The sequence below is a fragment of the Bradyrhizobium sp. genome (assembly GCF_052389815.1).
Lineage (GTDB): Bacteria > Pseudomonadota > Alphaproteobacteria > Rhizobiales > Xanthobacteraceae > Bradyrhizobium.
This window is the reverse complement of record NZ_JBQTHN010000172.1, coordinates 1-26,106: the sequence shown is the minus strand read 5'-3', so window position 1 is coordinate 26,106 and position 26,106 is coordinate 1. Positions and strand designations below refer to the sequence as shown.

Here is a 26,106-nt window from a genome sequence, read left to right as displayed (position 1 = left end):
ATGAAATCGGCGCCGCGTCAGTATCGCCCGCTGTAGTAGCGCTCGTCGCACTCGGCCACGTAGATCCTGCCGTAGGGATCGCCATACCGGCACATTGGCGCCCCGCGCGGATTCGTCGAGTCGGCCACGGCCGCGCCAAGCAGCGCACCGGCACCGGCACCGACGAGGGTGCTTCCGGCGGTCCCGCCCACGGCTTGGCCGACCAGCGCACCGCCGGCGGCGCCCAGGACCGCACCCGTGGCGGTTCGCTGTTCCTGCGGGGTTTGCGCGCAGCCGGCAAGGCAGGTGCTAATGGCGAGGATGCCAACGGCGGCAGTTTTCAGAATGCTCATGAAGGCCGATCTCTACAGGTGTCATTCTCCCCCATGGAAGCTGAGTGCAGGCTGACTTTGGCGGATTTCCGCCCGCATGACGGTATCGGTTTGTCGCGAGAGTTCCGGCGTGGGGCGCCGGTTCCCCATTGAGGTGGACGCCCCGCCAGCCAGCAGAACGGCCTCAATTGCAATCGTGGGCGCAAACAGGATCCAGCCGCGCCAGCAAGGGCAGCACGCGGTTGCGGAGGATTTCATGTGGGAACTCGCCGCGGTTGGCTAGCAGAACGACGGCCATCTTTCGTGCGGGCACCATGCCCAAATACGCCGACGCATTGTTGAGCCCGCCCGGCTTGTCCACGATCGCCACGCCGTCGGCGTCGATATTTTCCCACGCCATGGCCTGGCCGAATTTCTCGTTGACGCGGAACATCTCGCGCTGGGTCATCCGCAACGCCTCGCGCAATTGCGGATCGATCGTCTCGCCGTCGAGGCAGGCCGCCACGAAGATGGCGAGATCGCGCGCCGAGGAATACATCTGTCCCGTCCCGGGGAAATCGAAATAGCCCTGCTGGTTGCCGGGTACGCCGATCGCCAGGCCGTGCTCGGAATAGCCCTGGACGACCCGTGGCATCATCTGCGCCGGAATGACGGCGCGGTTGCCGGGGCCGCGCTCCGGAATCAGGGTCGACGTCATGCCGAGGGGCTTCAGGATACGCTGCTCGATCAGCGTGCCGATCGGAAGGGAGTAGCGGCGCTCGAGCGCGAGCTGGAGCAACACGTAGCCGGCGTGGGTGTAGATACGCTGTTTGCCCGGCGCTTCGCCCGCGCCCGGCGTCCAGGCGTTGACCGCGTCGAAGAACCCGGCCAGCGGATAGGCGGTGTCGGGCCATGGCGGATGATCGCTCGGCAGCAACAGGCCCGACGTGTGCGTGGCGAGCTCGCCGATCGTCACCGTGCGGATATAGTCGCCGTTCAGTTCGCCGACATATTTGCTGACGGGATCGTCGAGGCTCAATTCGCCGCGAAGCGTTCCGAGCGCGACCAGCGTCGCCTCGATCACCTTGCGCAGCGAGGCGAGGTTGAACAGGGTGTCCGGTGTGACGGGTCGGCCCTGCGCCCGATCGGCCGAGCCGTAATTCAGGAATTGAACGCGGCCTGCGGCATAGACGGCAAGCGCGACGCCGCCGGGATCGCGATCTGTTGCCACCGGCGCGATCTCGCCGGCGACGATGTCGCGAACCATGGCAGCCGACCCGGAGTCCGCAGCCGCGGCGCGCACCGTGGCCAATATCAGGATGAGGAGAGCGAGGCCCGTTCTCGTGGCGACGATTGGCCAGCTCATGATAATCGCTCGCGATAGAGGGGACGGACGCCGCGCCTGTCGGAAAGCAGCACGAGTAGGTTGCGGCGGGGATGGCACGCAAGTGCATCGATGGCGCAAACGCGTCATGTTGCCGGATCGATCCCTCGGCGCACGATTGTTTGATGAAGGAATCTGGTCCGCTGTCGCAAGGCGGAAGAGCGCCAACGTCGCTTCAGGACAGGGCTCGGACGTGGCCAAAACCGGATGGTGAACTTCGAAACGGGAGATTTTTGTTGCCGCCGGGCCAACAGGCGCTTTGGCGCTCCCTAGCGGAATCGAACCGCTCTCTCCACCGTGAAAGGGTGGCGTCCTAACCGATAGACGAAGGGAGCAAACGTAAGGAAAATCAAGGCTTTGTGCGCGTGATTTAACCCGGTTTGCGGCCGTGTCGGGCAAAGGGCCCGGCCGGTTGCGAGCGAACGTATAGTGGCGTTTGCGAGGGCGGGCAAGTCGCAGCAAAGGCCAAATTCGCTTTGCCCGGCCATGTTCCTGATGGACGGAAAAGGGCGGGGTTTCAGCAACGGATTTTAAAGCGGCATGGCGTAAATCGATTTGAGTTTTAAGGAAGTGACGGACATGGCGCTTGGACTGAACAAACTGGGGGCGAAGAAGCGCGAGGCGCGCAAGTCGCTGCGGCAGCCTGGCTGGATCACGCTGGAGGGCGGCTTTGCCGCGCGCCCTTGCGTGGTGGAGGATATCTCTTCGTCCGGCGCCAAGGTGACGATCGAGGACAACAACACGCTGCCGGCGAAGCTGCGGCTCGCCTTCACGCGCGATGCGCGGGGCGGGCGGCCTTGCGAAGTGGTCTGGCGCCGCGGGCGGACGGTCGGCGTGAAGTTCGTGCGCTGACTTTCAAAGGTTTTCTCCTCGTCATGCCCGGGCTTGACCAGGTCAAGCCAGGTCAAGCCCGGCGATGACGAAGGAGAGAGCGAGCGCTACGACATCGGCGGCGCGATCCATTTTGCGAACGCGGGCCGCTCGCCGAGTAGCGCGAACCAGCGCTCCATGTTCGGCTGCTTCGGCTTCGTCACGCCTTCGACGCCGAACCAGCGCCGCGCGAAGGCGCCGAGCGCGATGTCGGCGATGGTGAACTGCTCGCCCTCGATGTAGCGGCGCGTCGCAAGCTGCGCTTCCACCACGCGCCACACCTCGGCTTCCGCATCGGCATCCTTCTGAAGCGCGGCCATGTCGCGCTTTTCCGGCGGCGTGCGAACGAGGCCCCAGAACACGGGACGGTCGACCGGCTGCAGCGTCGACAGCGTCCAGTCCAGCCAGCGGTCGACCGTAGCGCGGCCTTTCGCATCCTGCGGATAGATCGGCGAGCCCTTGCCATAGGCGAGGTTGAGATAGCGCATGATGGAATTGGATTCCCACAACACGTAATCGCCGTCGACCAGCGTCGGGATGCGGCCGGTGGGATTCATCGCAAGATACTCGGCCGTGTCGTTCCTGCCGAAGGCCATGCCGGCGTCGATGCGGCTGTAGGGGATCTCGAGCTCGGCCAGGCACCACAGCACCTTCTGCACGTTGACCGAATTGGCCCGGCCCCAGATCGTCAATTGTCCGGCCACGCGCCGCTCACCAGTGGCCGGTGTTCGGCATCGAGGCCCAGGGCTCGGCCGGCGGTTTCGGGTCGCCCTTCTGCAACAGCTCGATCGAGTGCAGGTCGGGCGAGCGGACGAAGGCCATGTTGCCGTCGCGCGGCGGGCGGTTGATGGTGACGCCCATTTTCATGAGCTTGTCGCAGGTGGCGTAGATGTCGTCGACCTCATAGGCGAGGTGGCCGAAATAGCGGTCCTCGCCGTATTTCTCCTCGTCCCAGTTGTAGGTGAGCTCGACCAGCGGCGCCCCGCGCGTGTTCGGAAGGCTTTTGAGGAGGCCCAGATCCTGCTCGGCGCAGAGGAACACCAGCGTAAAGCGGCCCTTGTCGTTGTCGATCCGGCGCACTTCCTTCAACCCCAGCGCGTCCGCGTAGAATTTCAGCGCGGCATCGAGATTGCGCACGCGCAGCATGGTGTGGAGGTAACGCATGGGTGGGGCTCCCTGTGGATTCTCGTTGGGGAGCGTTCAATAGCAGAAGATCAATCGCGGCGGCAGGGGTGAGGCCGCATGACTGTCGCGACATGCCTGAACAGGTCACACGCACCTGTCTGCAGGTGCCTACGCCACCAGCGCCTTCAGCGTCACGGCCTGCTCCAGATTATGCACCGCAATCGCAGTATGTGTGTACTCGCCGACCTCGTTCGAGTTGGCGATCTGGCGCAGCAGCTCGTCGCCCTTGATGACGTGCAGGCCGACCCCTTGTTCGGCCGAAGGGTAGATGCCGAGCACCACGTCGTGGCCGGCAATCACGGCCCGCAAGGCGAGCGCCTGGTCTTCGGACATCTGGATGAAGGTGCGGACGTCGTCGGCGAGCCCGCGCAGTTCGTCAAAATCAATCACACGCATACTCCAACGCAACACAACTCATCGGAGTCTAGCGGCGGCGACTTACCCAACCGTGAAGGACGACGAGTTTCGCCTTGCGTCGCCGGGAAAATGTTCGCGCCAACGATTCCTTAAGGTCTGCGCCGCGCCGATTTTTCCGATTCCGATTCGTTCTTCTAGAACGAAATGGAGTCGGATGCAGAACGTCTGCGGGGTGCTCTGCCGAATTCTCGCCGCATCGCCGAAATTTGTGGCCAACTTGATTCGCCGCGCGTCAAGATTTGACACGGTCACGCGCCGGTGCATGCTGTCCCGCCATGCGTCGGTTCAAGAATACGCGGCTCGCCCGGATGAGCAGCGGACATTATTGCGTGATACGCGACCTCGGTCTGGTGAAGGGCGGGAAGGGGTTGCGGCACCACGAGGTCGTGCTCGACCTTACCCTGCGGGGCGCGCTCAAATTTGCAAAGTCGGTTTTGTCAGCTCGGGCGGACCGACCGGAGCAATCCGGCACCGAGAGCGCGCGAGAGCCGGCGCTCGCGACGCAGGCGACGCGCGGGTCCGGCCGCTGATCCGCTGACCGGACAGCCAGCTCCGGCTCAGGCCTTCACATCCACATGGGATTCGGCCACATGGGCTTCGGCGGCCCGGCTTTCCTCGGCCTGCGCTGACTTGAAGTCTTCCAGAGCTTGGCGCGAGGCCTCGTTCTTGGCGGTAAAGACGTTCAGCACGTCGGCCTGGATCACGTGCGACGGGGCTTTCTCGGTCTGGTCGGCGACGAGCTGGACCCGGGCCTGCGTCACCGCGTGCGGTATGGGGTAGACGAGCATGGCACGACACCTCCTTGCCCGTAGAATTCCCTAGGACGCGTTTACGTCTTGTAAAGAGATTGGGTTAACGCTCGAAGATGTCAGCCGAGGAACCGGGGCCTGCCTGGCGCGTTCCCACTTCCTCAAGGACTGAGCGAGGCGACCATGCGCAGACTGGTGGCGTTGCTGGACGAAGAGCAACGCGAAGCGTTGCTCGAACTGGCCGATTTCGGCACCGCGGTGTGCTCGGCGGGACTTGCCGTTGCCATGCTGAAAGGGTCGGTCGACTTCGTCTCTCGGCTGATCTGACGGTGCGATCGTCCGTACGGCTAGCGCCGGATTACCCCGGAAGGGATAACCCTATCCGGTTAGGTTAAGGACGGGATTGCGTTGCACGCCCGGCACGCAGCGATCAGGGTGGTGGCCGGAGCAGCCAAGTGTGGCTGCCGGAGCTGCCATGGTGCCTTCGTTTCATAATGCGGACAGACGGACCTATCGCCGGGTGATGGCGATCGGACTGTTATTTTGCGCGGCCTTCGTTGCGATCAGCTTCGCGCTTCGGGTGCCGCGGGAGGACGACCGCGTGCTGGTCAAGGCCGACAAGCTCGTCCGCACGGCAGGCGAGGCGCAGAAGGCCAACTGAACCGCGCAAGGGCGGCGCTCAATCCGCGCGCGAGGCCAAAAGAAAACCCCACCGGCATCCGGAGACCCCGATGGGGCTTTCATGCGTTTGCCCCTTTCGAGGCTCGCGCACTTGAACAACTAACGGCGCGGCGCGCGGTTCGTTCCCGCGACAGAGGCAGCAAGGCGCACGTTGCCGATATTTAATGCGAAAGTTCCACTGCGGGACGGGTTCCGCGCAACCGGTCCGCGCGCCTCGACGTTGTCCCGCGAACCATGCGAGGAGACGGAACATGAAGAAGACCCTGGCAACCCTGGCGACCGCCGCCGTTGTCGGCGTGACGGCCATGGCAGCGCCCGCGCCTGCCGAGGCGCATTTCAGGCATATCGGGCCAGGTCTGGGCTTCGGCCTTGCCGCCGGCGCCTTGATCGCGGGCGCAGCCGCTGCGAGCGCCCATCCCTACTATGAACCGTACGGCTACTACAGCTATGGCCCGCGCTATTACGCGCCAGGTTACGCCTACTACGGCGGACCGGCCTACTATCCGCGGCGGCACTACTATCGGCACCACCGCCACTATCACCACTGGTAGGCGATCAAGACAGGTGAGAAACAAGAAGAGCCCGGAGCGCCGCTCCGGGCTTTTTGCCGCCGCTCGCCGTCAGTTCCAGAAGATGGGCTTGTTGAAACCGTCCCAGGCGTTCGAGAGCGTCGCGGCGTAAAATTCCTCGCGCTCCTTCTCGAACTTCTTCTGCGTGGCGCGGAAGTTCGCAACGCGCGCGGCGATCTCCTCGCGCTCGCGCGCCAGCCAGTCCGGTTTCTTCTCGTTCATACGCCCATCCTTTTTTTATTGAGTCGTCCCGATGATCATTGGCGGCCGCGATTAAGGCGCGATTTTGAAAGCACGGTTGCAGGATTATGGCGGTACACCGCCGCCACACTGAAAAGGATTCTGGTCTTGCATCGCTGCGATGCCGGGCAACATCGTGGATAATGACGATGTCGTAGTTGTCGCTTGCGCACCTTCCCGTTAGCGATGAGCACACCAGTTGAGTGGAGGGCGTCACATGGCGAAGATCGATCTGGACTCATTGAACATTGAGGAACTCATCGCATTGCGCGAGCGCATCGGCGAAAGGATCACGGAGAAAGTCGCGGCGCGTCAGGCCGAGCTCGAGGCGGAATTGGCCAAGCTGTCGCAATACGGCAAGCCCGCCAGGAAGGCGCCGGCCGCGCCCGCGGCCAAGACGAGGAAGAAGGACGAGCCGCAGCAGGCGAGCGACGAGCCGTCTCCGCCGAAGCAGCCGCCGGAAGCCGAGGCGGCGTGAGGTTGCAGGCCGCAAGGCCGCATTGCAGCCAATCGTCGGGTGAACTGACGACTGCCAAGGGCGTGCTATAGTGGCGCGCCCTTTTGCTTTCCAGGGATCTGCTTTCCAAGGATCGGTGCGGTGATTGCCAGGGATCTGAGCAGCGGCGTCGAACGGCTCGGCGAGATGATCGCGGAAGCCTCCGTCATCGTGCCCTTCACGGGCGCCGGCATCTCGACCGAATGCGGCATCCCCGACTTCCGCTCGCCCGGGGGACTATGGACCCGGAACAGGCCGATCAATTTCGACGAGTTCGTCGCGAGCCAGGACGCGCGCGATGAGTCATGGCGGCGACGCTTTGCCATGGAACCGACCTTTGCGGCCGCCAAGCCCGGCCGCGGGCACCGCGCGCTGGCCTCGCTGTACCGGGCCGGCAAGACGCCGGCGATCATCACCCAGAACATCGACAATTTGCACCAGGCCTCCGGCTTCAAGGCCGACGACGTCATCGAGCTGCACGGCAACACCACCTATGCGCGCTGCATCGGCTGCGGAAAAAACTATGATCTTCAATGGGTGAGGGCGCGCTTCGACGAACAGGGCCGCGCGCCGGACTGCACGACCTGCGACGAGCCCGTAAAAACCGCAACCGTCTCCTTCGGCCAGGCCATGCCGGAAGACGAGATGCGTAGCTGGCGCAGGAATGCGACCTGTTCCTCGCCGTCGGCTCCTCGCTGGTGGTGTGGCCCGCGGCGGGAATTCCGCTGATGGCCAAACGCAGTGGCGCGAGGTTGGTCATCATCAACCGCGAGCCGACCGAGCAGGACGACATCGCCGACCTCGTGCTGCGCTACGACATCGGCGAGACGCTCGGACCCTTTGTGGGAAATTAAAGGCCGAATCCGATTCGCGCCTGTGCAAGCTGTTCATAGTTCCCCCCGAAATTGTTTTTTAGCTATGCGCCGCAAGCGCAGATGTTATCTTTGATTCGAGAAGATTCGCGCGGCGTTGTCATGAGTTGTCATGGATGGGTGCGCGTTTCGGTGCCGTAGCGGACGGCACCGTCAACTTTGGTGTGGGGTCCGGGGTCATGGGGTCGGACGGATTTGAGTCCAAGAAGCTCGGTGGGACGCCAGGCGGGGCAGCGCCTAACCGGCTTGGACCGACGGAATTTCAGGGCAGCGCGCCGCGCGACCCCGCATTGGACGCGCTGTCCGGCCTCGGCGATGCCGCCGCCAACCTCGTCGAAATCTCGGGCGTCATCAAATGGTTCGACGCCTCCAAGGGTTACGGCTTCATCGTTCCCGACAATGGCTGGCCGGACGTCTTGCTGCACGTGACCGTGCTGCGGCGCGACGGCTACCAGACCGCCTATGAGGGCGCACGCGTGGTGGTTGAGTGCGTTCAGCGCGCCAAGGGATACCAGGCGTTCCGCATCGCCTCGATGGACGAATCGACCGCGATCCATCCGGCGCAGATGCTGCCGCCGCGCACCCACGTCACGGTGACCCCAACCTCGGGGCTGGAGCGGGCGCAGGTCAAATGGTTCAACCGGCTGCGCGGCTTCGGCTTCCTGACCTGCGGGGAGGGCACGCCCGACATCTTCGTGCACATGGAAACGCTGCGCCGCTTCGGCATGACCGAGCTTCGCCCGGGCCAGTATGTGCTGGTCCGCTTCGGGCCGGGTTCCAAGGGCATGATGGCCGCGGAAATCCACCCCGAGACCGGGCCGTCGGCGCTGTCCTCGCACTAACTCCCCGATTGCTGACGCGAATGTGAGGCCAGCCGCGCCGCGGGAACCTCTGGCCTTTGCCGCAATCGCCGGGTTAGGTTGGCCGCCTTCCATTGTGGGCTGAGTTAGAGCGTTTCCCGATGAATCTAAACCGAAATTCTGGCTGGCGCGCCGCGCGCCTTTGGCTGGCGGTCGCCCTGATCGCGGTGTCCGCTGCGCTGGCGGGCACGCCGGCGCGGGCGGCCAGCTTCGGCACGCTTGAGATCGCCACCAGGAACGGCGTGCACATCTTCTCGGTGGAGATGGCGACGACCGAGGACGAGAAGTCGAAGGGGCTGATGTACCGGCGCGAGCTCGCCGACGGCAAGGGCATGCTGTTCGACTTCTCGCCGGAGCAGCAGATCTCGATGTGGATGAAGAACACCTACATCTCGCTCGACATGATCTTCATCCGCGCCGACGGCCGCATCCTGCGCATCGCCGAAAACACCGAGCCGGAGTCGACGAAAATCATCTCCTCCGGGGGCCTTGCCCGCGGCGTCCTGGAGGTGCCGGCCGGCACCGCGCAAAAATACGGCATCGCCCCCGGCGACCGGGTCTCCCACCCGCTGTTCGGCAAGCGTTGAGGCGGGTCTTTCCGCCTTGCTGGCGGGGTGTGAAGCGTGTAGCTCTCTCCCCATCGGGGTATAGCGCAGCCTGGTAGCGCGGCAGTTTTGGGTACTGCAGGTCGTTGGTTCGAATCCAGCTGCCCCGACCAATTACCCGTTTCATCTACTGATTGCGCTTCTGACGATCGCTGCGTTTGTGGCGCCTAAGTTCAAACGCCAGCCTTGCTGGCGTCGCCACGAGTTCGCGGTATTATCTATACGCGCCCGGCCGGTAAGCATATCGCGGATTGAGACCGCAGGAGGCGAAGGTGCCGCTGGCGGATGCCATACACTGCTGGTAGGTGGAAAACGCGCAATTGCCCGGATAACCCCAGATCCTTCCCTGCAAGCAGTATCGATCTTGAATGCCGCGTGGCGCCGCGTCGGCCGTCTCCAAGCAGAGCAGGCCGGTCGATACGGCGAGTACTGCAAGACCTACGATCATTCGCATGGTGCTGTTCCTCCCAAATTGGCGCTGTGAGGCGTAAGCCGCCAACTGAGGCGGCATACTCAAGACCTTGCGAAATATAGCCTTGCGGTCAGGCGTTCTCCAATCAACTCTCTGGCCAACGCGGTCCCTAAACCCCGGATGGTGTTGCAGCCGGCGCTGACGTCCGGCGGAGCAAGCTAAGCCGCAACCGTCTCCACGGCCGCGAGCATTCCCGTGCGCGGATGACAGTCGGCGTATTCGAAGAACTGCTCGTCAGCGGCGGCGACGGTGACCTCGTGATAGAGCCGGAGCTTGGCGGCCGGTCCCAGCGTCGAAAGATACTTCATCGCCGCGCCGAAGATGCGCACATGAGTCGGATGCGATTCCGCCCAACGCTCGAGCGCGGAAATTCCGTGCCACCAGCTTTGGCCGTATGACTTCTCGATCGGCGCGCCGTCGCTTCCCAGCACCTGCATGTAGCGGTTGGCGTAACAGCCGATCGAGGTGCCCTGGTCGCGCAAAAAGTCCATGCCTTCGCGCAGCACCGGCTCGACGTCTTCCAGGTACATCCTGCGTTCGGAAGCTTCGGTGTCGCTCCAGTCCTGGCCGGAGCGGATCAGGCAGAGGTTGTCGTGGGCGATGACGTGCAGGCGCTGCCCCTCGCGGACCAGCGAGGGCTTTCCACTCGCGACCATTTCGCTGGTCTGCGACAGCGGAATGCGGTCGCGCATGCCGCCCCAATAGGCGTGCTCCTGAATTTCGCCGCTCATGCCGTCGGCGATGACGGCAACGCCCTCGGCCCGGTCGGGCGAAGAAAACAGCGTCTCGTAGCGCGCAACGCTCGGCCGCAACACTTCGATGTAGCGGCCGACGCCGTCGCTGCGTTGGCCGGTCCAAGCCTCGCGCGCGGGCGCGAACCACGCATCGAATTTTGCGACGTCGTCCCAATAGGCGACCGACACCACGTTGGAGTAGCCGGCCTGGTCGACATGGTGCGCGCGATCCCAGTGCGAAGGACCGTTGGCATCGGCTAGCCGCGCGGCGATGGCGGCGAGCAACGCGCCAGCGGCGGCGGGCGGATCGCCTCGATACTGCAGGCCGAAATAGGCCATCACCACATTGGCGACCTTGGGCTTGTGCCGCGCGACAAAGGACGGGTAGGGCGGGCTGTAGTCGTCGCCGACCCGGCGATGCCGCGAGCGCGCGGTTTGCAAATGCTTTGGAATGGCGGATTCCATGGCGCTGCCTCCTTTAGAGCATGATGGTGTTGATTGAACCGGTCGTCCGGCAGACTTGCTTCACCTCTCCCCAACGGGAAGAGGTCGATTTGCTCCCGGCGATGCGCAGCATCGTCCGGTGCAAATCGGGTGAGGGGGCTCAGCTCTAACGAGGGACCGTAATCCCTCACCCGGATTGCTTCGCAATCCGACCTCTCCCAACGGGAGAGGTGAACTTCCGATGCCGCTCCAGTTCAGCCCGACCTCATAGTGCTTCAGGCCGCCTGGCTCGGCCGCGAGGGCGTTGCTGCAGGTTCTTCCTCGGGCAGTGCGACCGTATCGACCGGCAGCGAAAATTCCTCGACCCTGCGCAGGCGCTTCCTGTTGAGCAATAGCCGCGTCACGTCGGGCCGCGAATAGTGCCCCGCCGGATCGGCCGCGTTCTTCGCGACCCCGATCGCGCCGAGATCGATCTCGGCGATCAAGAGGCCCTCGGCGTCCTGCGGCAGTTTTTCCGCGAGCGAGCTGCCGTCGGGGCCGTAGATCGCGGCGTGCCCGCCGCCGGCGTGGAGCAGCGCATGCTTGTCCGGCCGGTCGCACAGCTCGTCGATCATGGCCTGCGAGACCGTGGCGCACGGCGCCAGCACGAAGCAGGAGCCTTCGACCGCGTAGACCCGGGAGGCCGCATTGTTGACCTCGGCGCCGAGCGCCGGTGCGAAGGGGTCGTACAGCGAGAAGCTCGGCCATGAAGCAACATGCACCTGCTCGTTCTGTGCATACATCGCGTATTTCGACAGCGGCTGCAGATGCTCCCAGCAGCACAGTGCGCCCAGCCGTCCGATGTCGGGCCGGTCGTGCACGGCAAGGTCGCTGCCGTCGCCCTCGCCATAGACGGTGCGCTCGGCATGCGTCGGCCGCAGCTTTCTGCGCCTGGCGATGGTCTCGCCGTCGGGGCCGATCAGCCATTGTGCGATATAGAGGCTGCCGCCGTCGCGCTCCGACAGGCCGATCACGGCGGTGAGCTTTGCCTTCTTGACCGCGGCGCGCAGCTTCTCGGCTTGCGGGCTGTCATAGGCCAGCGAATTGTCGAAGTAGCGCTGCACGAAGCCGCGGCCGATCGCCCAGGCCGGCGAATCCAGCCAGATGTGCCAGGGATAGCCGGGGATGAAAGTCTCGGGGAAGGCGATCAGCTTCGCGCCCTTGGCGGCGGCCTCCTCGATCAGCGCGATCGCCTTCCTGATCGAGGCGTCGAGATCGAGCCAGGCCGGCGCGGCCTGCACCACGGCGACCTTGTATTTCGGATGTTCGATACCCATGAGCTTTCTCCCTTGCGATCCGAGCCGGCGCGGCCAAGGCAGGTTTGCAGTTGATCGGCACCGGTTTCCGTTGCAGTCTTTTACGTCACGCCCGGGTGCTTCCGCTCGTCCGCCAAGGAACCAGGACTCGACTGCCGCGGCATGCGGCCCGGGCGAGCGGGACGGCGAAGCCGGTGCCGATTTCATCTTTCACTGCCGCCTCGCTGGCGGGGACGTGAGAGGAGCAGAGCCATGTCGGTCCAGTTCGCGACAGACGGCGTGCCGGCCTACCGGCGACTGGCGCTGTGGCAGGACATCGTCTGCGACGTCTACGTGCAGCTCGACTGCAAATCCGACCTCGGCTCCGCCTTCCATGGACGCGTGACGCGGGCGCCGCTCGGGCAGGCAAGCTGCACGGAAGTCTCATCGCAGCAGCAGCGCGTCTTTCGCACCCGCTCGCGCATCGCCCGCTCCAGCGAGGATTTTTTTCTGATCGCGCTCGGCAAGCACGGTGTCGGCGGCGTCGCGCAGGACGGCCGCGAAGCGGTGGTTCGGCCGGGCGAGTTCGCGATCTACGATACGACGCGCCCGTATGAACTGCAGTTCGACGACGATTTCACGCAGGTCATCCTGCAGGTGCCGCGCGAGATGTTGCAGCGCCGGGTCGCCGGCACGGAGGCGCTGACCGCCATCTGCTTCGGTTCCGATCGCCCGTTGCAGAAACTGGCCCATGATTTCATCTATCGGCTCTGCCAGAGTGCCGACGGAATCGAGCAGGCGCATGCCATTCGCCTGTCCGAGCAGGCCGTCGATCTTCTGGCGATGGTGCTCAGCGAACGTCTCGGCTCGCAGGTGCTGCCATCGAGCCGCCGGCTGGCCCTGCTGCATCGGCTGAAGGCGCATGTGCGGGCGCATCTCGCCGATCCCGACCTTTCGCTGTCAGACACCGCCGCCGCGCTCGGCGTTTCGCCGCGCTATGTCAACGCCCTGCTGTCGGAAGAGGGGACGTCCTTCCAGCGCTTCGTGTTGACGGAGCGGCTTGCCCAATGCCAGCGCGATCTGGCCTCGCCCGTTTTGGCCCATCGGCATGTCAGCGAGATCGCCTTCGCCTGGGGCTTCAACGACCTGTCGCATTTCGGCCGCGTCTTCCGCGAGCGTTACGGGCTGTCGCCGCGCGATTATCGGGCCAGCAAGCTCCAGAAATAGATCAGCTACTCGAACGCCGCATCGCCGGATCGAGTGCGTGCAGCCTCGCGGGATCGAACGGCGCGAGATCGACGCTCCGCGGGCTGCCGTCCACGATCATCTCGGCCAGCGCCTCGCCGGTGGCAGGCGCATTGAGGATGCCCCAGACGCTGTGGCCGGTGGCGACATAGGCACCGGCGATGGCCGGCACCTTGCCGATCAGGGGCAGGCCGTCCTCCGTGACCGGTCGGAAGCAGGATTGCCGGGCGACGATCCGCTCGGGGCGGAAGGCGGGCGACAGGCGGGCTGCGATCGCCTGCAGGCGATCGATGGCGTCCGGGTCGGGCATCACCGCGGCGGGATCGAGCGGAAGCGGAGGCTGGTCGGTAAAGGCGGTGACGTGCGTGGTGCCGTCGCCGCGCGGGAAAAGCTCGACGCTGACGTTGTCGTCATGACAATCGAGGAAGAGGGCGTCGGCCGGCACCTCCGCGCCGGTGTCGTAGACGAGGCTCGGGCTTTGCAGCCCGTAGACGGCGGGCAAGGCCAGCCATCGTGACGCCAGCACCGACCAGGGGCCCATCGCGATCACGACTGCATCCGCCTCGATCATGCGGCCGTCCACCGCCACACTGCGCACGCTTGCGCCGTCGCCTGCAAGACCCGTGATCGCTCCGATATGTACGGCCGCGCCAAGACCTTGCGCCGCTTTCATCATCGCCGCGGTGAAACTGCGGGGAGGCACGATCGCTGTCGTCTCCGGCGTGCCGAGCCGATTGGTGATGACGATTCCATCGGAGAGCCAGGTTAGCTCGGACGGCGCATGGCGGCGCGGCGAGCGTTCGCCGACGACCACGCCGCTATGGGCGTTCATCCGGCGGTAGTTCCAGTCGGCGCCGGTCTCGCCCTGAAGGGCGGCGTGCAGTTGAAAGCTTCGGCGCGCCAGCGCATCGAGCGGCGTTCCCGCGCACCAGTCGAGCGCCAAAAATCCGCCGGCCTTGCCGGAGGCTGCGGCGGCCACCTCGGTGCGTTCGACCACGACGACGTCGACGCCGCGGCGGGCGAGGAAGTAGGCCGCGCAGACGCCGATTGCGCCGCCGCCGCAGATCACAACGCGCATGGCTTCATACTAGAGCGAGCCCTGCCTCACGCCAGCGTATGCACGATCACCGGGCCCGCCATCGCCGTCGCCGGGCCGGTGAGGAGCGGGGCCAGATCCTTTTCGATCCAGGCAAGCGCCCGGCGGTTGGCCTCTTCGGCGCTGGCGAAATTGTTGAACAGGCTGATGGCGGTGACGGTGTCGTCGGGGGCGTAGACGACGTAGTAGCCCATGAAGCCCTCGACGTCGCTGATGATGGGGATGGCGCCTTCCTTGATCCGGCGCGTCAGCTCCTCGGCCATGCCGGTCTTGGCTTTGCCCTGGCGGATGGCGGCGTACATTCGGTCCTCCTTCCGGCTTGGTTGCGGCGACAACAACGCAATACCGCTGCTGTCGGCAAATCCTACGTCAAGGCCGCCCGGCGCACCATCGGCGCGGCGGGAAAGCGCGAAATCTCGCTCCAATTTGATCTGGCGCAAAGCGGAATTGCCGATTCGCCATCATGCTGCGGTCTTTCCTACCCCTAGAGCATGACTGCCGGCCGCCTCAAAACGGCCGGCATTTTTTCGCGCTCCGCCGCCGGCGCCAAACCGGCAGCTCTGGCTACAGCCAGAGGATCTTCTTGCGGTAGGCGAGATCGGTGAGCAGCGGCGCCGCCGGCCCCTCATGGAACACCGCGCCGCGCTCCAGCGCGAAGACGCGGTCGGCCAGCGCCAGCACAAGGTCGAGATTATGCTCGACGATGACGATGGAAATATGTTGCCGCAGGCGGTCGAACACACGGAACAGCTCGAGGATGACGGCAGGCGCAAGGCCCTCGAACGGCTCGTCGAGCAGCAATAGTTTGACATTGCCCGACATCGCGCGCGCCACCGCCACCATCTGCTGCTCGCCTCCGGAGAGGGCCGCGACCCTGGGGGACTAGCCGATGCCGAGCCGGGCGGTGTCGGGCGCGGGAAGCTGCGTGATGTCCTTGCCTGCGAACGCGATCTCGCCCGAGGCACCAGGCCCGCCAGCGTCTTCAGCGGCGTGGTCTTGCCGGCGCCGTTCGGGCCGATCAGCGCGCGGATTTCGCCGGACCGGGCGTGGAGCACGCGATCTCCAATTCCGGTCTGGTCGATCTCGTGTTTCTGGTGATCACCTCGCCGGTGACGGACGAGGAGAAGCCGGTCTGACGCTGCGCCGCCAAAACAAATCAGGCGCGCCGGAGGTCCGACGCGCCTGATTTCGACCAATCAAAGATGTGCCTGCCGATCACCAGCGGCAGACGGTGCGGCCCCAGCGATAGCTCCAGTAGCAACGCGGGCCGTAGCCGTAGCCATAGTAGGCGCGCGGCGCATAGTAAGCGCGCGGCGCGTAGTAGCCGCGATAGCCCCAACCGCGTCCCCATCCGCCGCGATAGCCCCAGCCGCCGCGTCCGCGCCAATGGGCCTGCGCTGCCGTCGTGGTCGCGCCGACCAGAATGGCGGACGTGCTGACGGCATAGATGAAGAGCAGAGCCACCGCCGCCAGACACCGCGTCAGGAAATTGTAGCGTTTAGCCATCGAGATCTCCCGGTATTTCCAGCGCATCAAACCGCATGATGCGATCCCACAAATACGCGCGGGATCGGGACTCGGTTCGAAGCACCAAGACGATTATTTTGACCAAGGTTCTTGGAGTCGCGTGAGACTCTATTGAGCGGGCAGAGTATGGTCAATCTCGCAACCCGTTCATCTACATTGCAAAATTCGCTTCGACGATGAACGGCAGATGAACGGTCGTGTGTTGCTGCAGCACCAAGCGGGAGAATGCCATCGTGCAACCCTAGTCTCGACATCATCGTAAGCTTCAGCCCGAACGTGTTCCCTTCCAGAAAATGCCAATGCCGAAAAAACATACCTATGTCCTTGGTCTCAACACCTATGACCATGACGTCAGTGCGTGCCTGCTTCGTGACGGTGCCATCGCTTTTGCGATCGGCAAGGAGCGGCTGACGCGCGAGAAGCATGCCACCGGCTTCTACAAGGAGGTCATCGACTACTGCCTCGATGCCGAGGGCATCACGCTCGCCGACGTCGATCTGGTCGTGCGCAATTGCTACATCATGCCGGTGCCCGACATGGAGGAGCGGCTGACCTATCAGGACATGCCGGGCTTCCTGCCGCCGCCCGAGCGCGAGCAAGCCGAGCAGCATCCGTACTTTCGCAGTGTCTCCGACAAGGTCGTGTCGATCTCGCACCACCTGGCGCACGCCTACAGCGCGTTTGCCGCCTCGCCGTTCGAGGAGGGCGCGGTGATGATCGTCGACGGCGTCGGCAGCTACCGCGCCGATGCGATGGAAAAGCTTCCGGAGGACGATGCCGGAAGCCCGCTCGCCCGCGAATCCGAGAGCTATTACCGCTTCTCCGGCACTGAGCTGCAATGCCTCAAGAAGGTATGGCTCGAGCCGTCGCGCGGCATGCTCAACGAGGAATTCTACGGCATGCGAGGCCTCGGCGCGCTGTACAGCCGCGCCTCGACCTACGTGTTCGGCGACTGGAACAAGTGCGGCGAGCTGATGGGGCTTGCGCCCTATGGGCGCCGCGAGCAGTTCAGGCCGCTGCTCGAATTCGAGGGCGGCGAGCTGCGCGTGCCGGGCTGGGACGCCAGCTTCAAGCAGCCCTACCTGATCGGCTTCGGCGATTGGGAAAAGCACTCGGCGATGCGGCATTGGGAGGATCTGGCCTGGCGGGTGCAGGACGACACGGAAAAAGTGCTGCTGGCGCGTACGCGCTGGCTGCGCGAGACGACGGGAGCGAAGAACCTCTGCATTGCCGGCGGCGTCGCGCTCAACTGCGTCGCCAATGGCCGGATCGCGCGCGAGGGCGGTTTCGAGAACGTATGGATCCAGCCTGCGGCCGGCGACGACGGCATTGCGATCGGTTGCGCCTATTACGGCTGGCTCGAGATCCTCAAGCAGCGGCGCACCTATGTGATGGAGCACGCCTATACCGGCCGGATCTATGGCGAGCACGAGATCGTCAACGCGCTGCAGAAGCCGCTGGTCCGCATCCAGATCAATACGGTGCGCAGCGACGATATCTGCGGCGACACCGCAAAGCTGCTGGCCGACCAGAAGGTGATCGGCTGGTTTCAGGGGCCGTCCGAATTCGGGCCGCGCGCGCTCGGCAACCGCAGCCTGCTCGCCGATCCACGAAGAGCCGAGATGAAGGACATCCTCAACAGCCGGGTCAAGCATCGCCAGGCCTTCCGCCCGTTTGCGCCGATCGTGTTGGCGGAGCGCATGAAGGAGATCTTCGAGGGCGAGGAGGACTCGCCCTTCATGCTGATCGCAAAGCCCGTGCGCCCCGAATGGCGCGACAAGATTCCGGGCATCGTGCATGTCGACGGCACGGCGCGGGTGCAGACCGTGCGCGAGGCGACCAATCCGAAGCTCTATCGCGTGTTGAAGGAGTTCGACCGGCTCACCGGCGTGCCCGTACTGATCAACACGTCGTTCAACGTCAAGGGCGAGCCGATCGTGGAGACGCCGCAGGATGCGATGATCTGCTTCCTCACCACCGGCATCGACCACCTGGTGCTGCACGACACGCTGGTATCGAAGGGGCCGATGCACCGCATCGTGGCGCCGATCGTGAAGGTCTTCACCGACGTCGGCGCCGTGGTGGCGCAGAGTACGCAGGCGGCGCCGTAGCGTCACCGATCTGCGTCGGTGCATGTGAAGGTGGGCACGGCGCAAGCGCGCCTTTGCCCACCCTACGATTCCGCTATATCGTCGCCCCGATCAAGCCGCGCTTGCCGCGGGCTTCGGAGCGGAGGGCGCTTTCGGCGTCGGCTTGTCCTGCCGCTTCGACCACGAGATGTAATAGGCCACCAGCGTCATGGTCGCGATACCGGCGACGCTGACGAGGACCTGCACCAGCAGCGAGCCCGAGCTCAGCGAGAGCAGGAAGTGCGCCACGAAGGACAGGAACACGCCGACGCAGAACACCGCGAGCGATTGCTGGCCGCAGACCACCAGCGGATCGAACACCTTCCATTCCAGTCCCGGCCACTCCTTCGGGACGAAGCGCACCACCAGGATCACGATCACCACGAAGTGGATGAAGCGGTAGGGCGCCAGGAACGTCTTGTCGTTCGGATTGAAGGTCGAATACAGCCACTGCGGGAACAGCGCGCCGAAATCCGGGAACCGGCCGGCGAAGGTCATGGCCAGCGCCAGGATCATGTAGGCGATGCAGAACCACAGCGTGTACTTGGAATTGATGATCGCGCCCGACTTGCGCGCGCCGCCCATTGCACACCAGGCGCCGAACACGAACAGCACCTGCCAGGCGAGCGGGTTGAAATACCAGGTGCCGGCGGGATAGGCGGTGAAGTTCCAGCCCATCTGGCGCGAGACCAGCCACAGCACGATCGAGATCACCATGGTGAGGTCGGGCTGGCGCAGCATGAACCAGAGCACCGGCGGGAACAGACCCATCAGCACGATGTAGAGCGGCAGCACGTCGAGATTGACGGGCTTGAACTTCAGCATGAGTCCCTGCCGCAGCGTCTCGGTGGCATTGTCGACGAGGCCGGCGACGTTGAACTCGTTGATCATCTCGGAGTCGCCGAAGCGCAGCGCGAGATAGGTGATCGCGGCGATGTAGATCACGAACAGGATGATGTGGGCGACATAGAGCTGCCAGACGCGCTTGGTCAGGCGCGTGGCGCCGACGATGAAGCCGCGGTCGAGCATCATGCGCGCGTAGACGAAGGAGGCGGTGTAGCCGGAGATGAAGACGAAGAGGTCGGCGGCGTCGGAGAAGCCGTAATTCCGCGTCGTGACCCAGTTCACGACATTGTCCGGGATGTGGTCGAGATAGATCGCCCAGTTCGCGACCCCGCGGAAGAGGTCGAGCCGGAGGTCACGTCCCTTGTCGGGCAGGATGGCGTTGATCTTCATGGGTGCCGCTTCGAACTGATGCCTTCGGGAAGGTAGCAGTGCCGCTGCTTCAACCCGGATGGCAGATTGTCACAGCGCCGCATAATGACTATACCGTTCCCGAAAAGCGATGGCGTCGGGGTGGGAATCACCGATCAAATCCCTGAAAGGTGTCTCTATACTATCCCGGCGGCTTTCGCCAAACGACTGCAACCTGCCGATCTTCACGAGGCCCGACCATCCATGACCGCACGTATCTCCAAGCCTGCCAAGAACGTGATGCAATCCGGCAAGGCCAATGGCAAGGCATGGCAGCTCGACTATGAGCCGGAACAGCCGCGGGCGGTCGAGCCGCTGATGGGCTGGACCTCCTCGGGCGACATGAAGCAGCAGCTCAACATCCGTTTCGACACCTGCGAAGACGCGGTCGCCTATTGCGAGCGCAAGGGCATTCCCTACCAGGTGATCGAGCCGAAGGAGCCGGCGCGGCGCCAGGCCGCCTATGCCGACAATTTCGCCTTCCGTCGCGGCGAGCCGTGGACGCACTGATTTTGGACGCATTGATCCGGCCGCGCTGATCCGGCCGCATTGATTTCCGGCCGGCTGGCGACGGTGTCTAATCGACCTGGCGAGGGTAGGGCGCGTCGGGCAGCGGCAGCGGCGCGTCCTTTGAGAGCCCGAGCACCGGATAGGTGCGGATGGTCTGAACTTCGGGGATGGCTGCAAACTGAAGCAATTGCCGATGCATGGCCTCGACATTCGTCGCCAGGCACTTGAGCATGAAATCGGCGTCCCCCGAAATCTGCGAGCACTGCTGGACATGCGGCAGCGCCGCAACCTTCGCCTCAAACGCCTGCACGGCTGCTCGTGCCTGGCTCTTCAGCTGGATCAGCACGAAGGACGTCACCTCGAAGCCGAGGCGCCTTTCGTCGAGCGACGCCCGGATCGCCCGGATATAGCCGCGGCGGCGCAGGGATTTCATCCGGCGCAGGCACGGCGGCTGCGAAAGGCCGACCCGCTCGGCCAGCTCGTTGTTGCGGATCCGCCCGTCCTTCTGAAGCTCGGCCAATATCTTCAGGTCGATCTGGTCGAGCGGCTCATCGTCGGTCATTGGCATCGATCGGCCCTCAGGCGCCGGCGGCCACGGCGCGCAGTGCCTTGCGCTTGCTGCGGACCGGCGGCGTCGGCATCACGCCCGAAAGCACGAGCTTCTCATGCGCGTCCACGATCGCTTCCCGGGTCAGGCGGCCGCCCGGCCGATACCAGGTGCAGAGGCCGGTGAGGAGGGCGATGATCGCGAAGGTCGCGACCTGGACGTCGGCCACCTGGAAAACGCCCTTCGCAGCGCCCTCGGCGAGAATGCCCGCGAGCCGCTGCTCATAGGCGCCGCGCAGCGCAACGATCGCCTCGTAATTCCTCGGCTCGAGGCTGCGCAGCTCGGAATTGGCGATGAAGACCTCGCGCTTCCGCGTCATATGATAGGTGACGTGAAAGGCGACGAAGGCGCGGAGCTTCTCGACCGGCTCCTCCTTGCCGGCGAGCGCTCGATCGAGCTGGCGGAGCAACTCGTTGATGTGATCCTGGATCAGGCCGAACAGCAGTTCCTGCTTGGTGGAGATGTGGTTGTAGAGCGAGCCGGCCTGGATACCGACTTCGGCGGCGAGCTGGCGCAGGCTCATCGCCTCATAGCCCTGCTCGAAGATCAGGCGCAGCCCGGCCTTGCGGATCGCCTCCATGGTCTTGGGGCCGTAGGAACCGATCGTGCGTGCCATTGGGTGGCTCCTGGCGAAAGACCGCTAAAAAAGCGAACGTCCGTATGTTTATGGCATGAAATCATAGAAATTTCAACGCCATGGGCCAAGATGTTACCGTCTCGAACGACGCTCTTGAGCTTACGTTAAAAAAACGTATGATCGTTTAATTCGAGGAGGAGGCGATGGCCTCGGGGACGGCGCGCGGCAAAGATGATACAGCCAGTCGCGCGGCCGGGCGAGACGTTTCGCGTCCGCCGTCCAGCCAGGGCCTCCACAGCACCCTAAAGAAGAGCGCCGACCATGCCGCTTCATTCGACCATCGATCCGTCATCGTCCGACTTCGCAGGCAATGCCGAGGTGATGCGCGGGCTCGTTGCGGAACTGCGCGACAAGCTGAAGGAGGTCTCCGGTGGTGGCGGCGAGGTTTCCCGCAAGCGGCACACGGCGCGCGGCAAGATGCTGGCGCGCGAGCGCGTCGACCTCCTGGTCGATCCCGGCACGGCCTTTCTGGAACTGTCGCCGCTCGCCGCCAACGGCCTCTATGGCGGGGACGTGCATTCGGCGAGCGTCATCACCGGCGTCGGGCGGATTTCCGGCCGCGAATGCGTCATCGTCGCCAATGACGCCACCATCAAGGGCGGCACCTATTATCCGATGACGGTGAAGAAGCATCTGCGCGCGCAGGACATTGCGCGGCAGAACAATCTGCCCTGCGTGTACATGGTGGATTCCGGCGGCGCCTTCCTGCCGCTGCAGGACGAGATCTTCCCGGACGAGCGGCATTTCGGTCGCATCTTCTATAATCAGGCCCAGATGTCCGCAGCCGGCATTCCCCAGATCGCGATCGTGATGGGCTCCTGCACCGCTGGTGGAGCCTACGTGCCGGCGATGTCGGACGAGAGCATCATCGTGCGCAACCAGGGCACGATCTTCCTCGGCGGCCCGCCGCTGGTGAAGGCTGCGACCGGCGAGGTCGTCACCGCCGAAGAGCTCGGCGGCGCCGACGTGCATTCCCGCCATTCCGGCGTCACCGACCATTATGCCCAGAACGACGCGCACGCGATCGGCATCGCCCGGCGCATCGTCGCGACCCTAAGGAAGCCCGCGCCGGCCGTGCTCAACATGCGCGAGCCGCGCGAGCCGCTGTTTCCCCCCGAGGAGATTTACGGCGTGGTGTCCGCCGACGGCCGCAAGCCGTTCGACGTGCATGACATCATCGCGCGCATCGTCGATGCTTCCGAGTTCGACGAGTTCAAGAAGCTCTATGGCACCACGCTGATCTGCGGCTTCGCCCATATCTGGGGCTATCCGGTCGGCATCATCGCCAATAACGGCATCCTGTTCAGCGAAAGCTCGCTGAAGGGCGCGCATTTCATCGAGTTGTGCTGCCAGCGCGGCATTCCCCTGGTGTTCCTGCAGAACATCACCGGCTTCATGGTCGGCAAGAAATACGAGGCCGGCGGCATTGCACGCGACGGCGCCAAGCTGGTGACGGCGGTGGCGACCGCCGGCGTGCCGAAATTCACCGTCGTGATCGGCGGCTCCTATGGCGCCGGCAATTACGGCATGTGCGGGCGCTCCTACAGCCCGCGCTTCCTCTGGCTGTGGCCGAACGCACGCATCTCCGTGATGGGCGGCGAGCAGGCGTCCATGGTGCTGAGCCAGGTGCGGCGCGACGGCATCGAGGCCAAGGGCGAGACCTGGTCGGCGGAGGAGGAAGAGGAGTTCCGCAAGCCGATCCGTGCGCAGTATGAGAAGCAGGGCAATCCCTATTACGCCACGGCGCGGCTGTGGGACGACGGCGTGATCGATCCCGTCGACACCCGGCTCGTGCTTGGGCTTGGGCTATCGGCTGCGGCCAATGCGCCGGTCGAACCCACGAAGTTCGGCCTGTTCAGGATGTGATGCGATGAAGAGCAAGATGTACCGCCGCTTTCGCACGCTCCTGATCGCCAATCGCGGCGAGATCGCCTGCCGCGTCATACGCACCGCGCGTGCCATGGGCCTGCGCACGGTCGCAGTCTATTCAGAGGCCGACGCCGGCGCCATGCATGTCGCGATGGCCGATAGCGCCGTGCTGCTCGGGCCGGCGCGGGCGCGCGACTCCTATCTCAATATCGAGGCGGTCCTCGATGCCGCGAAGAAGACCGGCGCCGAGGCAATTCACCCCGGCTATGGCTTTCTGTCGGAGAACGCCGAGTTCGCGGAAGCCTGCGCCAGGGCCGGCATCGTCTTCGTCGGCCCGACTGCTGCGATGATGACGGCGATGGGCTCGAAATCCGGCTCGAAAGCGCTGATGGAGAAGGCCGGCGTGCCGCTGGTGCCCGGCTATCACGGCGACGAACAGGACGAAGCGACGCTTCTGAAGGCGGTCGAGAAGGTCGGCTTCCCCGTGCTGGTCAAGGCTTCCGCCGGCGGCGGCGGCCGCGGCATGCGCGTGGTGCGCGCGAAGGAAGAGCTGGCGCCCGCCATCGTCAGCGCCAAGCGCGAGGCCAAGGCTGCCTTCGGCGACGACCGCATGCTGATCGAGAAGTATGTCGACAATCCCAGACATATCGAGGTGCAGATCGTCGGCGACAGCCACGGCAATCTGCTGTCGCTGTTCGAGCGCGAATGCACGCTGCAGCGCAGGCACCAGAAGGTGATTGAGGAAGCGCCGTCGCCGACGCTCAACGCCAGGCAACGCGAAGCAGTTTGCGAGGCCGCGCGCAAGGCGGCCGGAGCCGTGAACTATGTCGGCGCGGGAACGATTGAATTCGTCTCCGACGGCAAGGACGTGTTCTTCATCGAGATGAACACCCGCCTGCAGGTCGAGCATCCCGTGACCGAGCTGATCACGGACGTCGATCTCGTCGAATGGCAGCTGCGCGTCGCCTTCGGCGAGAAGCTGCCGCTGACGCAGGACCAGATCAGGCTGAACGGCCATGCCATCGAGGCGCGGGTCTACGCCGAAAACCCGCAGAAGAATTTCATGCCCTCGGTCGGCCGCATCAAGACCTGGCGCACGCCCGCGGATGGCGACGGCCTGCGGATCGACGCCGGCTATCGCGGCGGCGATGCGGTCTCGCCCTACTACGACGCCATGCTGGCGAAGGTGATCGCCTGGGCGCCGACGCGCGATGTCGCCATCGACAAGCTCAACCGCGGCCTCGAGGAAACCGACGTCCGCGGTATCGTCACCAACATTCCCTTTCTCTCGGCGCTGGTGACGCATCCAAAGGTGCGGTCGAACCACATCGACACCGGCTTCATCGAGCGCGAGTTGAACAGCCTCACCGAGACTACGCCGCCGGCGGGCGATCTCGAGCTCTGCGCAGCGGTGGCGGCCATTCTGGCCGATGAGGAGAAGGCGGCGCGCGCGCAGGCGCACAGTCCGTGGCAGACGTCGGGCTGGCAGCCGGTCGGCCGCCGGCAACGGGTGTTCTCGTTCCGCCAGGGGCAGGGCGCCGAGCACAAGGTGGCGCTGCACTATGGCGGCGGCGTCCCGACATTATCGGTCGGCAAGCATGAGATCGCGCTGGCGATCTCGCCGGTCGATGGCGGATTCGACATGACCCTCGATGGCGTGAAGTCGCGCGTCGCTTCGGTCGTCGAAGGTCACGAACTTTACTTGCGCACCCGCAACGGCCGCTTCGACCTGCATTGGGTCGATCCGTTCGGCGGCGAGACCGAGGAGCAGGTCGGGGAAGACAAGATCGTGGCGCCGCTTCCCGGCACGGTGGTCGCGCTATTGGCGGAGGAGGGCACCCGGCTGGAGAAGGGCGCGGCGATCCTGACCCTTGAAGTGATGAAGATGGAGCAGACCCTGCGTGCGCCGTTCGCCGGCGTGCTGAAGAAGCTGAAATGCAAGGTTGGCGACATCGTCGGCGAGGGCGTCGAGCTCGCCGAAGTCGAGCCGGGCGCCTGACATGGGCGACACCGTCCGCATCGTCGAGGTCGGCCCGCGCGACGGGCTGCAGAACGAGAAGACGCCGGTCGGCGTCGCCGACCGCATTGCCTTCATCGAGGCGCTGGTCGATGCGGGACTCAACCCGATCGAGGTCGGCGCCTTCGTCTCGCCCAAGGCGATCCCGCAGATGGTGGGCTCGGCCGAGGTGCTGCGCGGCGTCAGCCGCCACTCCAATACCGAATTCCACGTGCTGGTGCCGAACGAAAAGGGCTACGAGGCCTCGCAGGCCGCTGGCGCGAAGGTCATCGCGGTGTTCGCGTCGGCGTCGGAGGGCTTCTCGCGCGCCAACATCAACTGCACCGTCGCGGAATCGATCGAGCGCTTCAAGCCGGTGCTGGCGCGCGCGAAGGCCGATCGTATCAGGGTACGCGGCTATATCTCCTGCGTGCTTGGCTGCCCCTATGACGGCGAGGTCAGGCCGCAGGCGGTGGTCGATGTCGCGAAAACGCTGTTCGACCTCGGCTGCTACGAGATCTCGCTCGGCGACACCATCGGCGTCGGCACCGCGGCCAAGGCGCGGCAGCTGCTTCGCGCCGTTGCAGGCGAAGTGCCCATGCCGAAGCTCGCGATGCATTTCCACGACACCTACGGCCAGGCGCTAGCCAATCTCTATGCCGGCATGGAAGAGGGCTGCCGTGTCATCGATTCCGCGGCGGGCGGCCTCGGCGGCTGTCCTTACGCGCCAGGCGCCACCGGCAACGTCGCGACCGAGGACGTCGTCTATCTGCTCGAGGGCATGGGGATCAGGACTGGTGTCGACATGTCAAAGCTGGTCGCGGCGACCAATTCCATCAGCAAGCTGATCGGCCGGCCGCCGGTCAGTCGTGTCGCGGCGGCGCTGAACGCAAGGCGCCTGTAAACACGCCTTCAAGAGTTCGTTACAAGCCGGAAAATCAAGCGGATCGCGGGTAACAAGGGACCCGGGAGTTGCGTCGGGAGGACAGCGGCAAACGTCGCTTCAACCAACTGTCTCAAACAAGGACGACCCTCCCATGAATACCCGCTCCCGCATTGCGCTCGGCGTTTCCGCTGCCCTGGTTTCGCTCAGC

At 64.7% G+C, this 26,106-nt stretch carries 30 protein-coding genes, 2 tRNA genes and 2 pseudogenes; 15 read left to right on the top strand and 19 right to left on the bottom strand.

Annotated features, from left to right (window positions below; translation table 11 throughout):
- Positions 1-17: 17 nt before the first annotated feature.
- The 3 genes from ACT4OC_RS25505 to ACT4OC_RS25495 form a co-directional block, all read right to left on the bottom strand.
- Complete coding sequence (locus ACT4OC_RS25505; protein WP_444841813.1) at positions 18-332, bottom strand: YMGG-like glycine zipper-containing protein; 315 nt, start codon at positions 330-332, stop codon at positions 18-20.
- Positions 333-495: 163 nt separating this feature from the next.
- Positions 496-1,656 carry a serine hydrolase gene (locus ACT4OC_RS25500; RefSeq protein WP_444841812.1) on the bottom strand — a complete coding sequence of 387 codons (1,161 nt, stop codon included), beginning with the start codon at positions 1,654-1,656 and terminating at the stop codon, positions 496-498.
- A 278-nt stretch (positions 1,657-1,934) separates the two neighbouring features.
- Positions 1,935-2,009 (bottom strand) — tRNA-Glu (locus tag ACT4OC_RS25495).
- 244 nt (positions 2,010-2,253) lie between these two features.
- Here ACT4OC_RS25495 and ACT4OC_RS25490 point away from each other — a divergent pair.
- The gene (locus tag ACT4OC_RS25490; RefSeq protein ID WP_444841811.1) at positions 2,254-2,526 is read left to right on the top strand and encodes a PilZ domain-containing protein; all 273 of its coding nucleotides are present in this window, start codon (positions 2,254-2,256) and stop codon (positions 2,524-2,526) included.
- A gap of 86 nt (positions 2,527-2,612) precedes the next feature.
- On the opposite strand, the gene ACT4OC_RS25485 is transcribed toward ACT4OC_RS25490, so the two are convergent.
- The 4 genes from ACT4OC_RS25485 to ACT4OC_RS25470 form a co-directional block, all read right to left on the bottom strand.
- Positions 2,613-3,248, bottom strand: a complete 636-nt coding sequence (locus ACT4OC_RS25485) for a glutathione S-transferase family protein (protein ID WP_444841810.1) — start codon at positions 3,246-3,248, stop codon at positions 2,613-2,615.
- A gap of 7 nt (positions 3,249-3,255) precedes the next feature.
- Positions 3,256-3,708 carry a VOC family protein gene (locus tag ACT4OC_RS25480; protein WP_444841809.1) on the bottom strand — a complete coding sequence of 151 codons (453 nt, stop codon included), beginning with the start codon at positions 3,706-3,708 and terminating at the stop codon, positions 3,256-3,258.
- Positions 3,709-3,837: 129 nt separating this feature from the next.
- Positions 3,838-4,119 carry a hypothetical protein gene (locus tag ACT4OC_RS25475; RefSeq protein WP_444841808.1) on the bottom strand — a complete coding sequence of 94 codons (282 nt, stop codon included), beginning with the start codon at positions 4,117-4,119 and terminating at the stop codon, positions 3,838-3,840.
- Positions 4,120-4,703: 584 nt separating this feature from the next.
- Positions 4,704-4,934: a hypothetical protein gene (locus ACT4OC_RS25470; protein ID WP_444841807.1), complete on the bottom strand. Its 231-nt coding sequence runs from the start codon at positions 4,932-4,934 to the stop codon at positions 4,704-4,706.
- 144 nt (positions 4,935-5,078) lie between these two features.
- Here ACT4OC_RS25470 and ACT4OC_RS25465 point away from each other — a divergent pair, with 144 nt between their 5' ends.
- The 3 genes from ACT4OC_RS25465 to ACT4OC_RS25455 all read left to right on the top strand — a co-directional run bounded on the left by ACT4OC_RS25465 (position 5,079) and on the right by ACT4OC_RS25455 (position 6,127).
- On the top strand, positions 5,079-5,222 hold the full coding sequence (locus tag ACT4OC_RS25465) for a hypothetical protein (RefSeq protein ID WP_444841806.1): 144 nt from the start codon (positions 5,079-5,081) through the stop codon (positions 5,220-5,222).
- 148 nt (positions 5,223-5,370) lie between these two features.
- Entirely contained in the window at positions 5,371-5,556 is a 186-nt protein-coding gene (locus ACT4OC_RS25460) for a hypothetical protein (protein ID WP_444841805.1), read from the top strand.
- Positions 5,557-5,827: 271 nt separating this feature from the next.
- On the top strand, positions 5,828-6,127 hold the full coding sequence (locus tag ACT4OC_RS25455; protein WP_444841804.1) for a hypothetical protein: 300 nt from the start codon (positions 5,828-5,830) through the stop codon (positions 6,125-6,127).
- Between the two features lie 69 nt (positions 6,128-6,196).
- Here ACT4OC_RS25455 and ACT4OC_RS25450 read toward each other — a convergent pair whose 3' ends face one another.
- Entirely contained in the window at positions 6,197-6,367 is a 171-nt protein-coding gene (locus ACT4OC_RS25450) for a hypothetical protein (protein ID WP_444841803.1), read from the bottom strand.
- Positions 6,368-6,602: 235 nt separating this feature from the next.
- Between ACT4OC_RS25450 and ACT4OC_RS25445 the strand changes: the two genes are divergently transcribed.
- From ACT4OC_RS25445 to ACT4OC_RS25425, 5 genes and pseudogenes are all read left to right on the top strand, one after another.
- Entirely contained in the window at positions 6,603-6,863 is a 261-nt protein-coding gene (locus tag ACT4OC_RS25445) for a hypothetical protein (protein WP_444841802.1), read from the top strand.
- A 120-nt stretch (positions 6,864-6,983) separates the two neighbouring features.
- Positions 6,984-7,735, top strand: a pseudogene (locus ACT4OC_RS25440) (SIR2 family NAD-dependent protein deacylase).
- Between the two features lie 197 nt (positions 7,736-7,932).
- Entirely contained in the window at positions 7,933-8,595 is a 663-nt protein-coding gene (locus tag ACT4OC_RS25435; RefSeq protein WP_444841834.1) for a cold-shock protein, read from the top strand.
- A gap of 119 nt (positions 8,596-8,714) precedes the next feature.
- Complete coding sequence (locus ACT4OC_RS25430; RefSeq protein WP_444841801.1) at positions 8,715-9,200, top strand: DUF192 domain-containing protein; 486 nt, start codon at positions 8,715-8,717, stop codon at positions 9,198-9,200.
- Between the two features lie 54 nt (positions 9,201-9,254).
- Positions 9,255-9,331, top strand: a tRNA-Pro gene (locus ACT4OC_RS25425).
- Between the two features lie 101 nt (positions 9,332-9,432).
- Here ACT4OC_RS25425 and ACT4OC_RS25420 read toward each other — a convergent pair.
- The 3 genes from ACT4OC_RS25420 to ACT4OC_RS25410 all read right to left on the bottom strand — a co-directional run bounded on the left by ACT4OC_RS25420 (position 9,433) and on the right by ACT4OC_RS25410 (position 12,184).
- The gene (locus tag ACT4OC_RS25420; protein WP_444841800.1) at positions 9,433-9,672 is read right to left on the bottom strand and encodes a DUF3551 domain-containing protein; all 240 of its coding nucleotides are present in this window, start codon (positions 9,670-9,672) and stop codon (positions 9,433-9,435) included.
- 176 nt (positions 9,673-9,848) lie between these two features.
- Positions 9,849-10,889 carry a phenylacetaldoxime dehydratase family protein gene (locus ACT4OC_RS25415; protein WP_444841799.1) on the bottom strand — a complete coding sequence of 347 codons (1,041 nt, stop codon included), beginning with the start codon at positions 10,887-10,889 and terminating at the stop codon, positions 9,849-9,851.
- Positions 10,890-11,143: 254 nt separating this feature from the next.
- On the bottom strand, positions 11,144-12,184 hold the full coding sequence (locus ACT4OC_RS25410) for a carbon-nitrogen hydrolase family protein (protein WP_444841798.1): 1,041 nt from the start codon (positions 12,182-12,184) through the stop codon (positions 11,144-11,146).
- 231 nt (positions 12,185-12,415) lie between these two features.
- Here ACT4OC_RS25410 and ACT4OC_RS25405 point away from each other — a divergent pair, with 231 nt between their 5' ends.
- Positions 12,416-13,369 carry a helix-turn-helix domain-containing protein gene (locus tag ACT4OC_RS25405; protein WP_444841797.1) on the top strand — a complete coding sequence of 318 codons (954 nt, stop codon included), beginning with the start codon at positions 12,416-12,418 and terminating at the stop codon, positions 13,367-13,369.
- Between the two features lies 1 nt (position 13,370).
- Here the strand turns inward: ACT4OC_RS25405 and ACT4OC_RS25400 are convergent, their stop codons facing one another.
- The 5 genes and pseudogenes from ACT4OC_RS25400 to ACT4OC_RS25380 form a co-directional block, all read right to left on the bottom strand.
- A complete protein-coding gene (locus tag ACT4OC_RS25400; RefSeq protein ID WP_444841796.1) occupies positions 13,371-14,465 on the bottom strand; it encodes an NAD(P)/FAD-dependent oxidoreductase in 1,095 nt (364 codons plus the stop codon).
- 26 nt (positions 14,466-14,491) lie between these two features.
- Positions 14,492-14,785 (bottom strand): antibiotic biosynthesis monooxygenase, encoded by a 294-nt coding sequence (locus ACT4OC_RS25395; protein ID WP_444841795.1) that lies wholly within the window; start codon positions 14,783-14,785, stop codon positions 14,492-14,494.
- Positions 14,786-15,047: 262 nt separating this feature from the next.
- Positions 15,048-15,326 carry a hypothetical protein gene (locus ACT4OC_RS25390; protein WP_444841794.1) on the bottom strand — a complete coding sequence of 93 codons (279 nt, stop codon included), beginning with the start codon at positions 15,324-15,326 and terminating at the stop codon, positions 15,048-15,050.
- A 155-nt stretch (positions 15,327-15,481) separates the two neighbouring features.
- Positions 15,482-15,538 (bottom strand): annotated as a pseudogene (locus tag ACT4OC_RS25385) (hypothetical protein); the annotation flags it as partial.
- Positions 15,539-15,698: 160 nt separating this feature from the next.
- Entirely contained in the window at positions 15,699-15,989 is a 291-nt protein-coding gene (locus ACT4OC_RS25380; protein ID WP_444841793.1) for a hypothetical protein, read from the bottom strand.
- Between the two features lie 320 nt (positions 15,990-16,309).
- Here ACT4OC_RS25380 and ACT4OC_RS25375 point away from each other — a divergent pair, with 320 nt between their 5' ends.
- The gene (locus ACT4OC_RS25375; RefSeq protein WP_444841792.1) at positions 16,310-18,121 is read left to right on the top strand and encodes a carbamoyltransferase family protein; all 1,812 of its coding nucleotides are present in this window, start codon (positions 16,310-16,312) and stop codon (positions 18,119-18,121) included.
- Between the two features lie 90 nt (positions 18,122-18,211).
- On the opposite strand, the gene ACT4OC_RS25370 is transcribed toward ACT4OC_RS25375, so the two are convergent.
- Entirely contained in the window at positions 18,212-19,375 is a 1,164-nt protein-coding gene (locus ACT4OC_RS25370; RefSeq protein WP_444841791.1) for an OpgC domain-containing protein, read from the bottom strand.
- A gap of 222 nt (positions 19,376-19,597) precedes the next feature.
- On the opposite strand from ACT4OC_RS25370, the gene ACT4OC_RS25365 reads away from it, so the two are divergent.
- On the top strand, positions 19,598-19,903 hold the full coding sequence (locus ACT4OC_RS25365) for an ETC complex I subunit (protein WP_444841790.1): 306 nt from the start codon (positions 19,598-19,600) through the stop codon (positions 19,901-19,903).
- Positions 19,904-19,970: 67 nt separating this feature from the next.
- Here the strand turns inward: ACT4OC_RS25365 and ACT4OC_RS25360 are convergent, their stop codons facing one another.
- A complete protein-coding gene (locus tag ACT4OC_RS25360) occupies positions 19,971-20,465 on the bottom strand; it encodes an Lrp/AsnC family transcriptional regulator (protein WP_444841789.1) in 495 nt (164 codons plus the stop codon).
- A 16-nt stretch (positions 20,466-20,481) separates the two neighbouring features.
- Positions 20,482-21,126, bottom strand: coding sequence for a TetR/AcrR family transcriptional regulator (locus ACT4OC_RS25355; RefSeq protein ID WP_444841788.1), 645 nt, complete (start codon positions 21,124-21,126; stop codon positions 20,482-20,484).
- Between the two features lie 282 nt (positions 21,127-21,408).
- On the opposite strand from ACT4OC_RS25355, the gene ACT4OC_RS25350 reads away from it, so the two are divergent.
- Genes ACT4OC_RS25350 through ACT4OC_RS25340 form a run of 3 tightly spaced genes read left to right on the top strand, consistent with a single transcriptional unit; the run spans position 21,409 to position 25,916 of the window.
- Positions 21,409-23,013, top strand: a complete 1,605-nt coding sequence (locus tag ACT4OC_RS25350; RefSeq protein WP_444841787.1) for a carboxyl transferase domain-containing protein — start codon at positions 21,409-21,411, stop codon at positions 23,011-23,013.
- Between the two features lie 4 nt (positions 23,014-23,017).
- Positions 23,018-25,015: an acetyl/propionyl/methylcrotonyl-CoA carboxylase subunit alpha gene (locus tag ACT4OC_RS25345; RefSeq protein ID WP_444841786.1), complete on the top strand. Its 1,998-nt coding sequence runs from the start codon at positions 23,018-23,020 to the stop codon at positions 25,013-25,015.
- Position 25,016: 1 nt separating this feature from the next.
- Positions 25,017-25,916 (top strand): hydroxymethylglutaryl-CoA lyase, encoded by a 900-nt coding sequence (locus ACT4OC_RS25340; protein ID WP_444841785.1) that lies wholly within the window; start codon positions 25,017-25,019, stop codon positions 25,914-25,916.
- The last annotated feature ends 190 nt before the right edge of the window (positions 25,917-26,106 follow it).

Bases quoted from the DNA above. Each gene is read 5' to 3' on its own strand.
- ACT4OC_RS25355 (WP_444841788.1), bottom strand. From the start codon at position 21,126: ATGGCACGCACGATCGGTTCCTACGGCCCCAAGACCATGGAGGCGATC.
- ACT4OC_RS25435 (WP_444841834.1), top strand. From the start codon at position 7,933: ATGGGGTCGGACGGATTTGAGTCCAAGAAGCTCGGTGGGACGCCAGGC.
- ACT4OC_RS25410 (WP_444841798.1), bottom strand. From the start codon at position 12,184: ATGGGTATCGAACATCCGAAATACAAGGTCGCCGTGGTGCAGGCCGCG.
- ACT4OC_RS25450 (WP_444841803.1), bottom strand. From the start codon at position 6,367: ATGAACGAGAAGAAACCGGACTGGCTGGCGCGCGAGCGCGAGGAGATC.
- ACT4OC_RS25360 (WP_444841789.1), bottom strand. From the start codon at position 20,465: ATGACCGACGATGAGCCGCTCGACCAGATCGACCTGAAGATATTGGCC.
- ACT4OC_RS25375 (WP_444841792.1), top strand. From the start codon at position 16,310: ATGCCGAAAAAACATACCTATGTCCTTGGTCTCAACACCTATGACCAT.
- ACT4OC_RS25365 (WP_444841790.1), top strand. From the start codon at position 19,598: ATGACCGCACGTATCTCCAAGCCTGCCAAGAACGTGATGCAATCCGGC.
- ACT4OC_RS25405 (WP_444841797.1), top strand. From the start codon at position 12,416: ATGTCGGTCCAGTTCGCGACAGACGGCGTGCCGGCCTACCGGCGACTG.
- ACT4OC_RS25395 (WP_444841795.1), bottom strand. From the start codon at position 14,785: ATGTACGCCGCCATCCGCCAGGGCAAAGCCAAGACCGGCATGGCCGAG.
- ACT4OC_RS25420 (WP_444841800.1), bottom strand. From the start codon at position 9,672: ATGCGAATGATCGTAGGTCTTGCAGTACTCGCCGTATCGACCGGCCTG.
- ACT4OC_RS25505 (WP_444841813.1), bottom strand. From the start codon at position 332: ATGAGCATTCTGAAAACTGCCGCCGTTGGCATCCTCGCCATTAGCACC.
- ACT4OC_RS25490 (WP_444841811.1), top strand. From the start codon at position 2,254: ATGGCGCTTGGACTGAACAAACTGGGGGCGAAGAAGCGCGAGGCGCGC.
- ACT4OC_RS25340 (WP_444841785.1), top strand. From the start codon at position 25,017: ATGGGCGACACCGTCCGCATCGTCGAGGTCGGCCCGCGCGACGGGCTG.
- ACT4OC_RS25380 (WP_444841793.1), bottom strand. From the start codon at position 15,989: ATGGCTAAACGCTACAATTTCCTGACGCGGTGTCTGGCGGCGGTGGCT.
- ACT4OC_RS25455 (WP_444841804.1), top strand. From the start codon at position 5,828: ATGAAGAAGACCCTGGCAACCCTGGCGACCGCCGCCGTTGTCGGCGTG.
- ACT4OC_RS25350 (WP_444841787.1), top strand. From the start codon at position 21,409: ATGCCGCTTCATTCGACCATCGATCCGTCATCGTCCGACTTCGCAGGC.
- ACT4OC_RS25480 (WP_444841809.1), bottom strand. From the start codon at position 3,708: ATGCGTTACCTCCACACCATGCTGCGCGTGCGCAATCTCGATGCCGCG.
- ACT4OC_RS25465 (WP_444841806.1), top strand. From the start codon at position 5,079: ATGCGCAGACTGGTGGCGTTGCTGGACGAAGAGCAACGCGAAGCGTTG.
- ACT4OC_RS25415 (WP_444841799.1), bottom strand. From the start codon at position 10,889: ATGGAATCCGCCATTCCAAAGCATTTGCAAACCGCGCGCTCGCGGCAT.
- ACT4OC_RS25345 (WP_444841786.1), top strand. From the start codon at position 23,018: ATGAAGAGCAAGATGTACCGCCGCTTTCGCACGCTCCTGATCGCCAAT.
- ACT4OC_RS25460 (WP_444841805.1), top strand. From the start codon at position 5,371: ATGGTGCCTTCGTTTCATAATGCGGACAGACGGACCTATCGCCGGGTG.
- ACT4OC_RS25445 (WP_444841802.1), top strand. From the start codon at position 6,603: ATGGCGAAGATCGATCTGGACTCATTGAACATTGAGGAACTCATCGCA.
- ACT4OC_RS25370 (WP_444841791.1), bottom strand. From the start codon at position 19,375: ATGAAGATCAACGCCATCCTGCCCGACAAGGGACGTGACCTCCGGCTC.
- ACT4OC_RS25390 (WP_444841794.1), bottom strand. From the start codon at position 15,326: ATGGTGGCGGTGGCGCGCGCGATGTCGGGCAATGTCAAACTATTGCTG.
- ACT4OC_RS25500 (WP_444841812.1), bottom strand. From the start codon at position 1,656: ATGAGCTGGCCAATCGTCGCCACGAGAACGGGCCTCGCTCTCCTCATC.
- ACT4OC_RS25470 (WP_444841807.1), bottom strand. From the start codon at position 4,934: ATGCTCGTCTACCCCATACCGCACGCGGTGACGCAGGCCCGGGTCCAG.
- ACT4OC_RS25430 (WP_444841801.1), top strand. From the start codon at position 8,715: ATGAATCTAAACCGAAATTCTGGCTGGCGCGCCGCGCGCCTTTGGCTG.
- ACT4OC_RS25400 (WP_444841796.1), bottom strand. From the start codon at position 14,465: ATGCGCGTTGTGATCTGCGGCGGCGGCGCAATCGGCGTCTGCGCGGCC.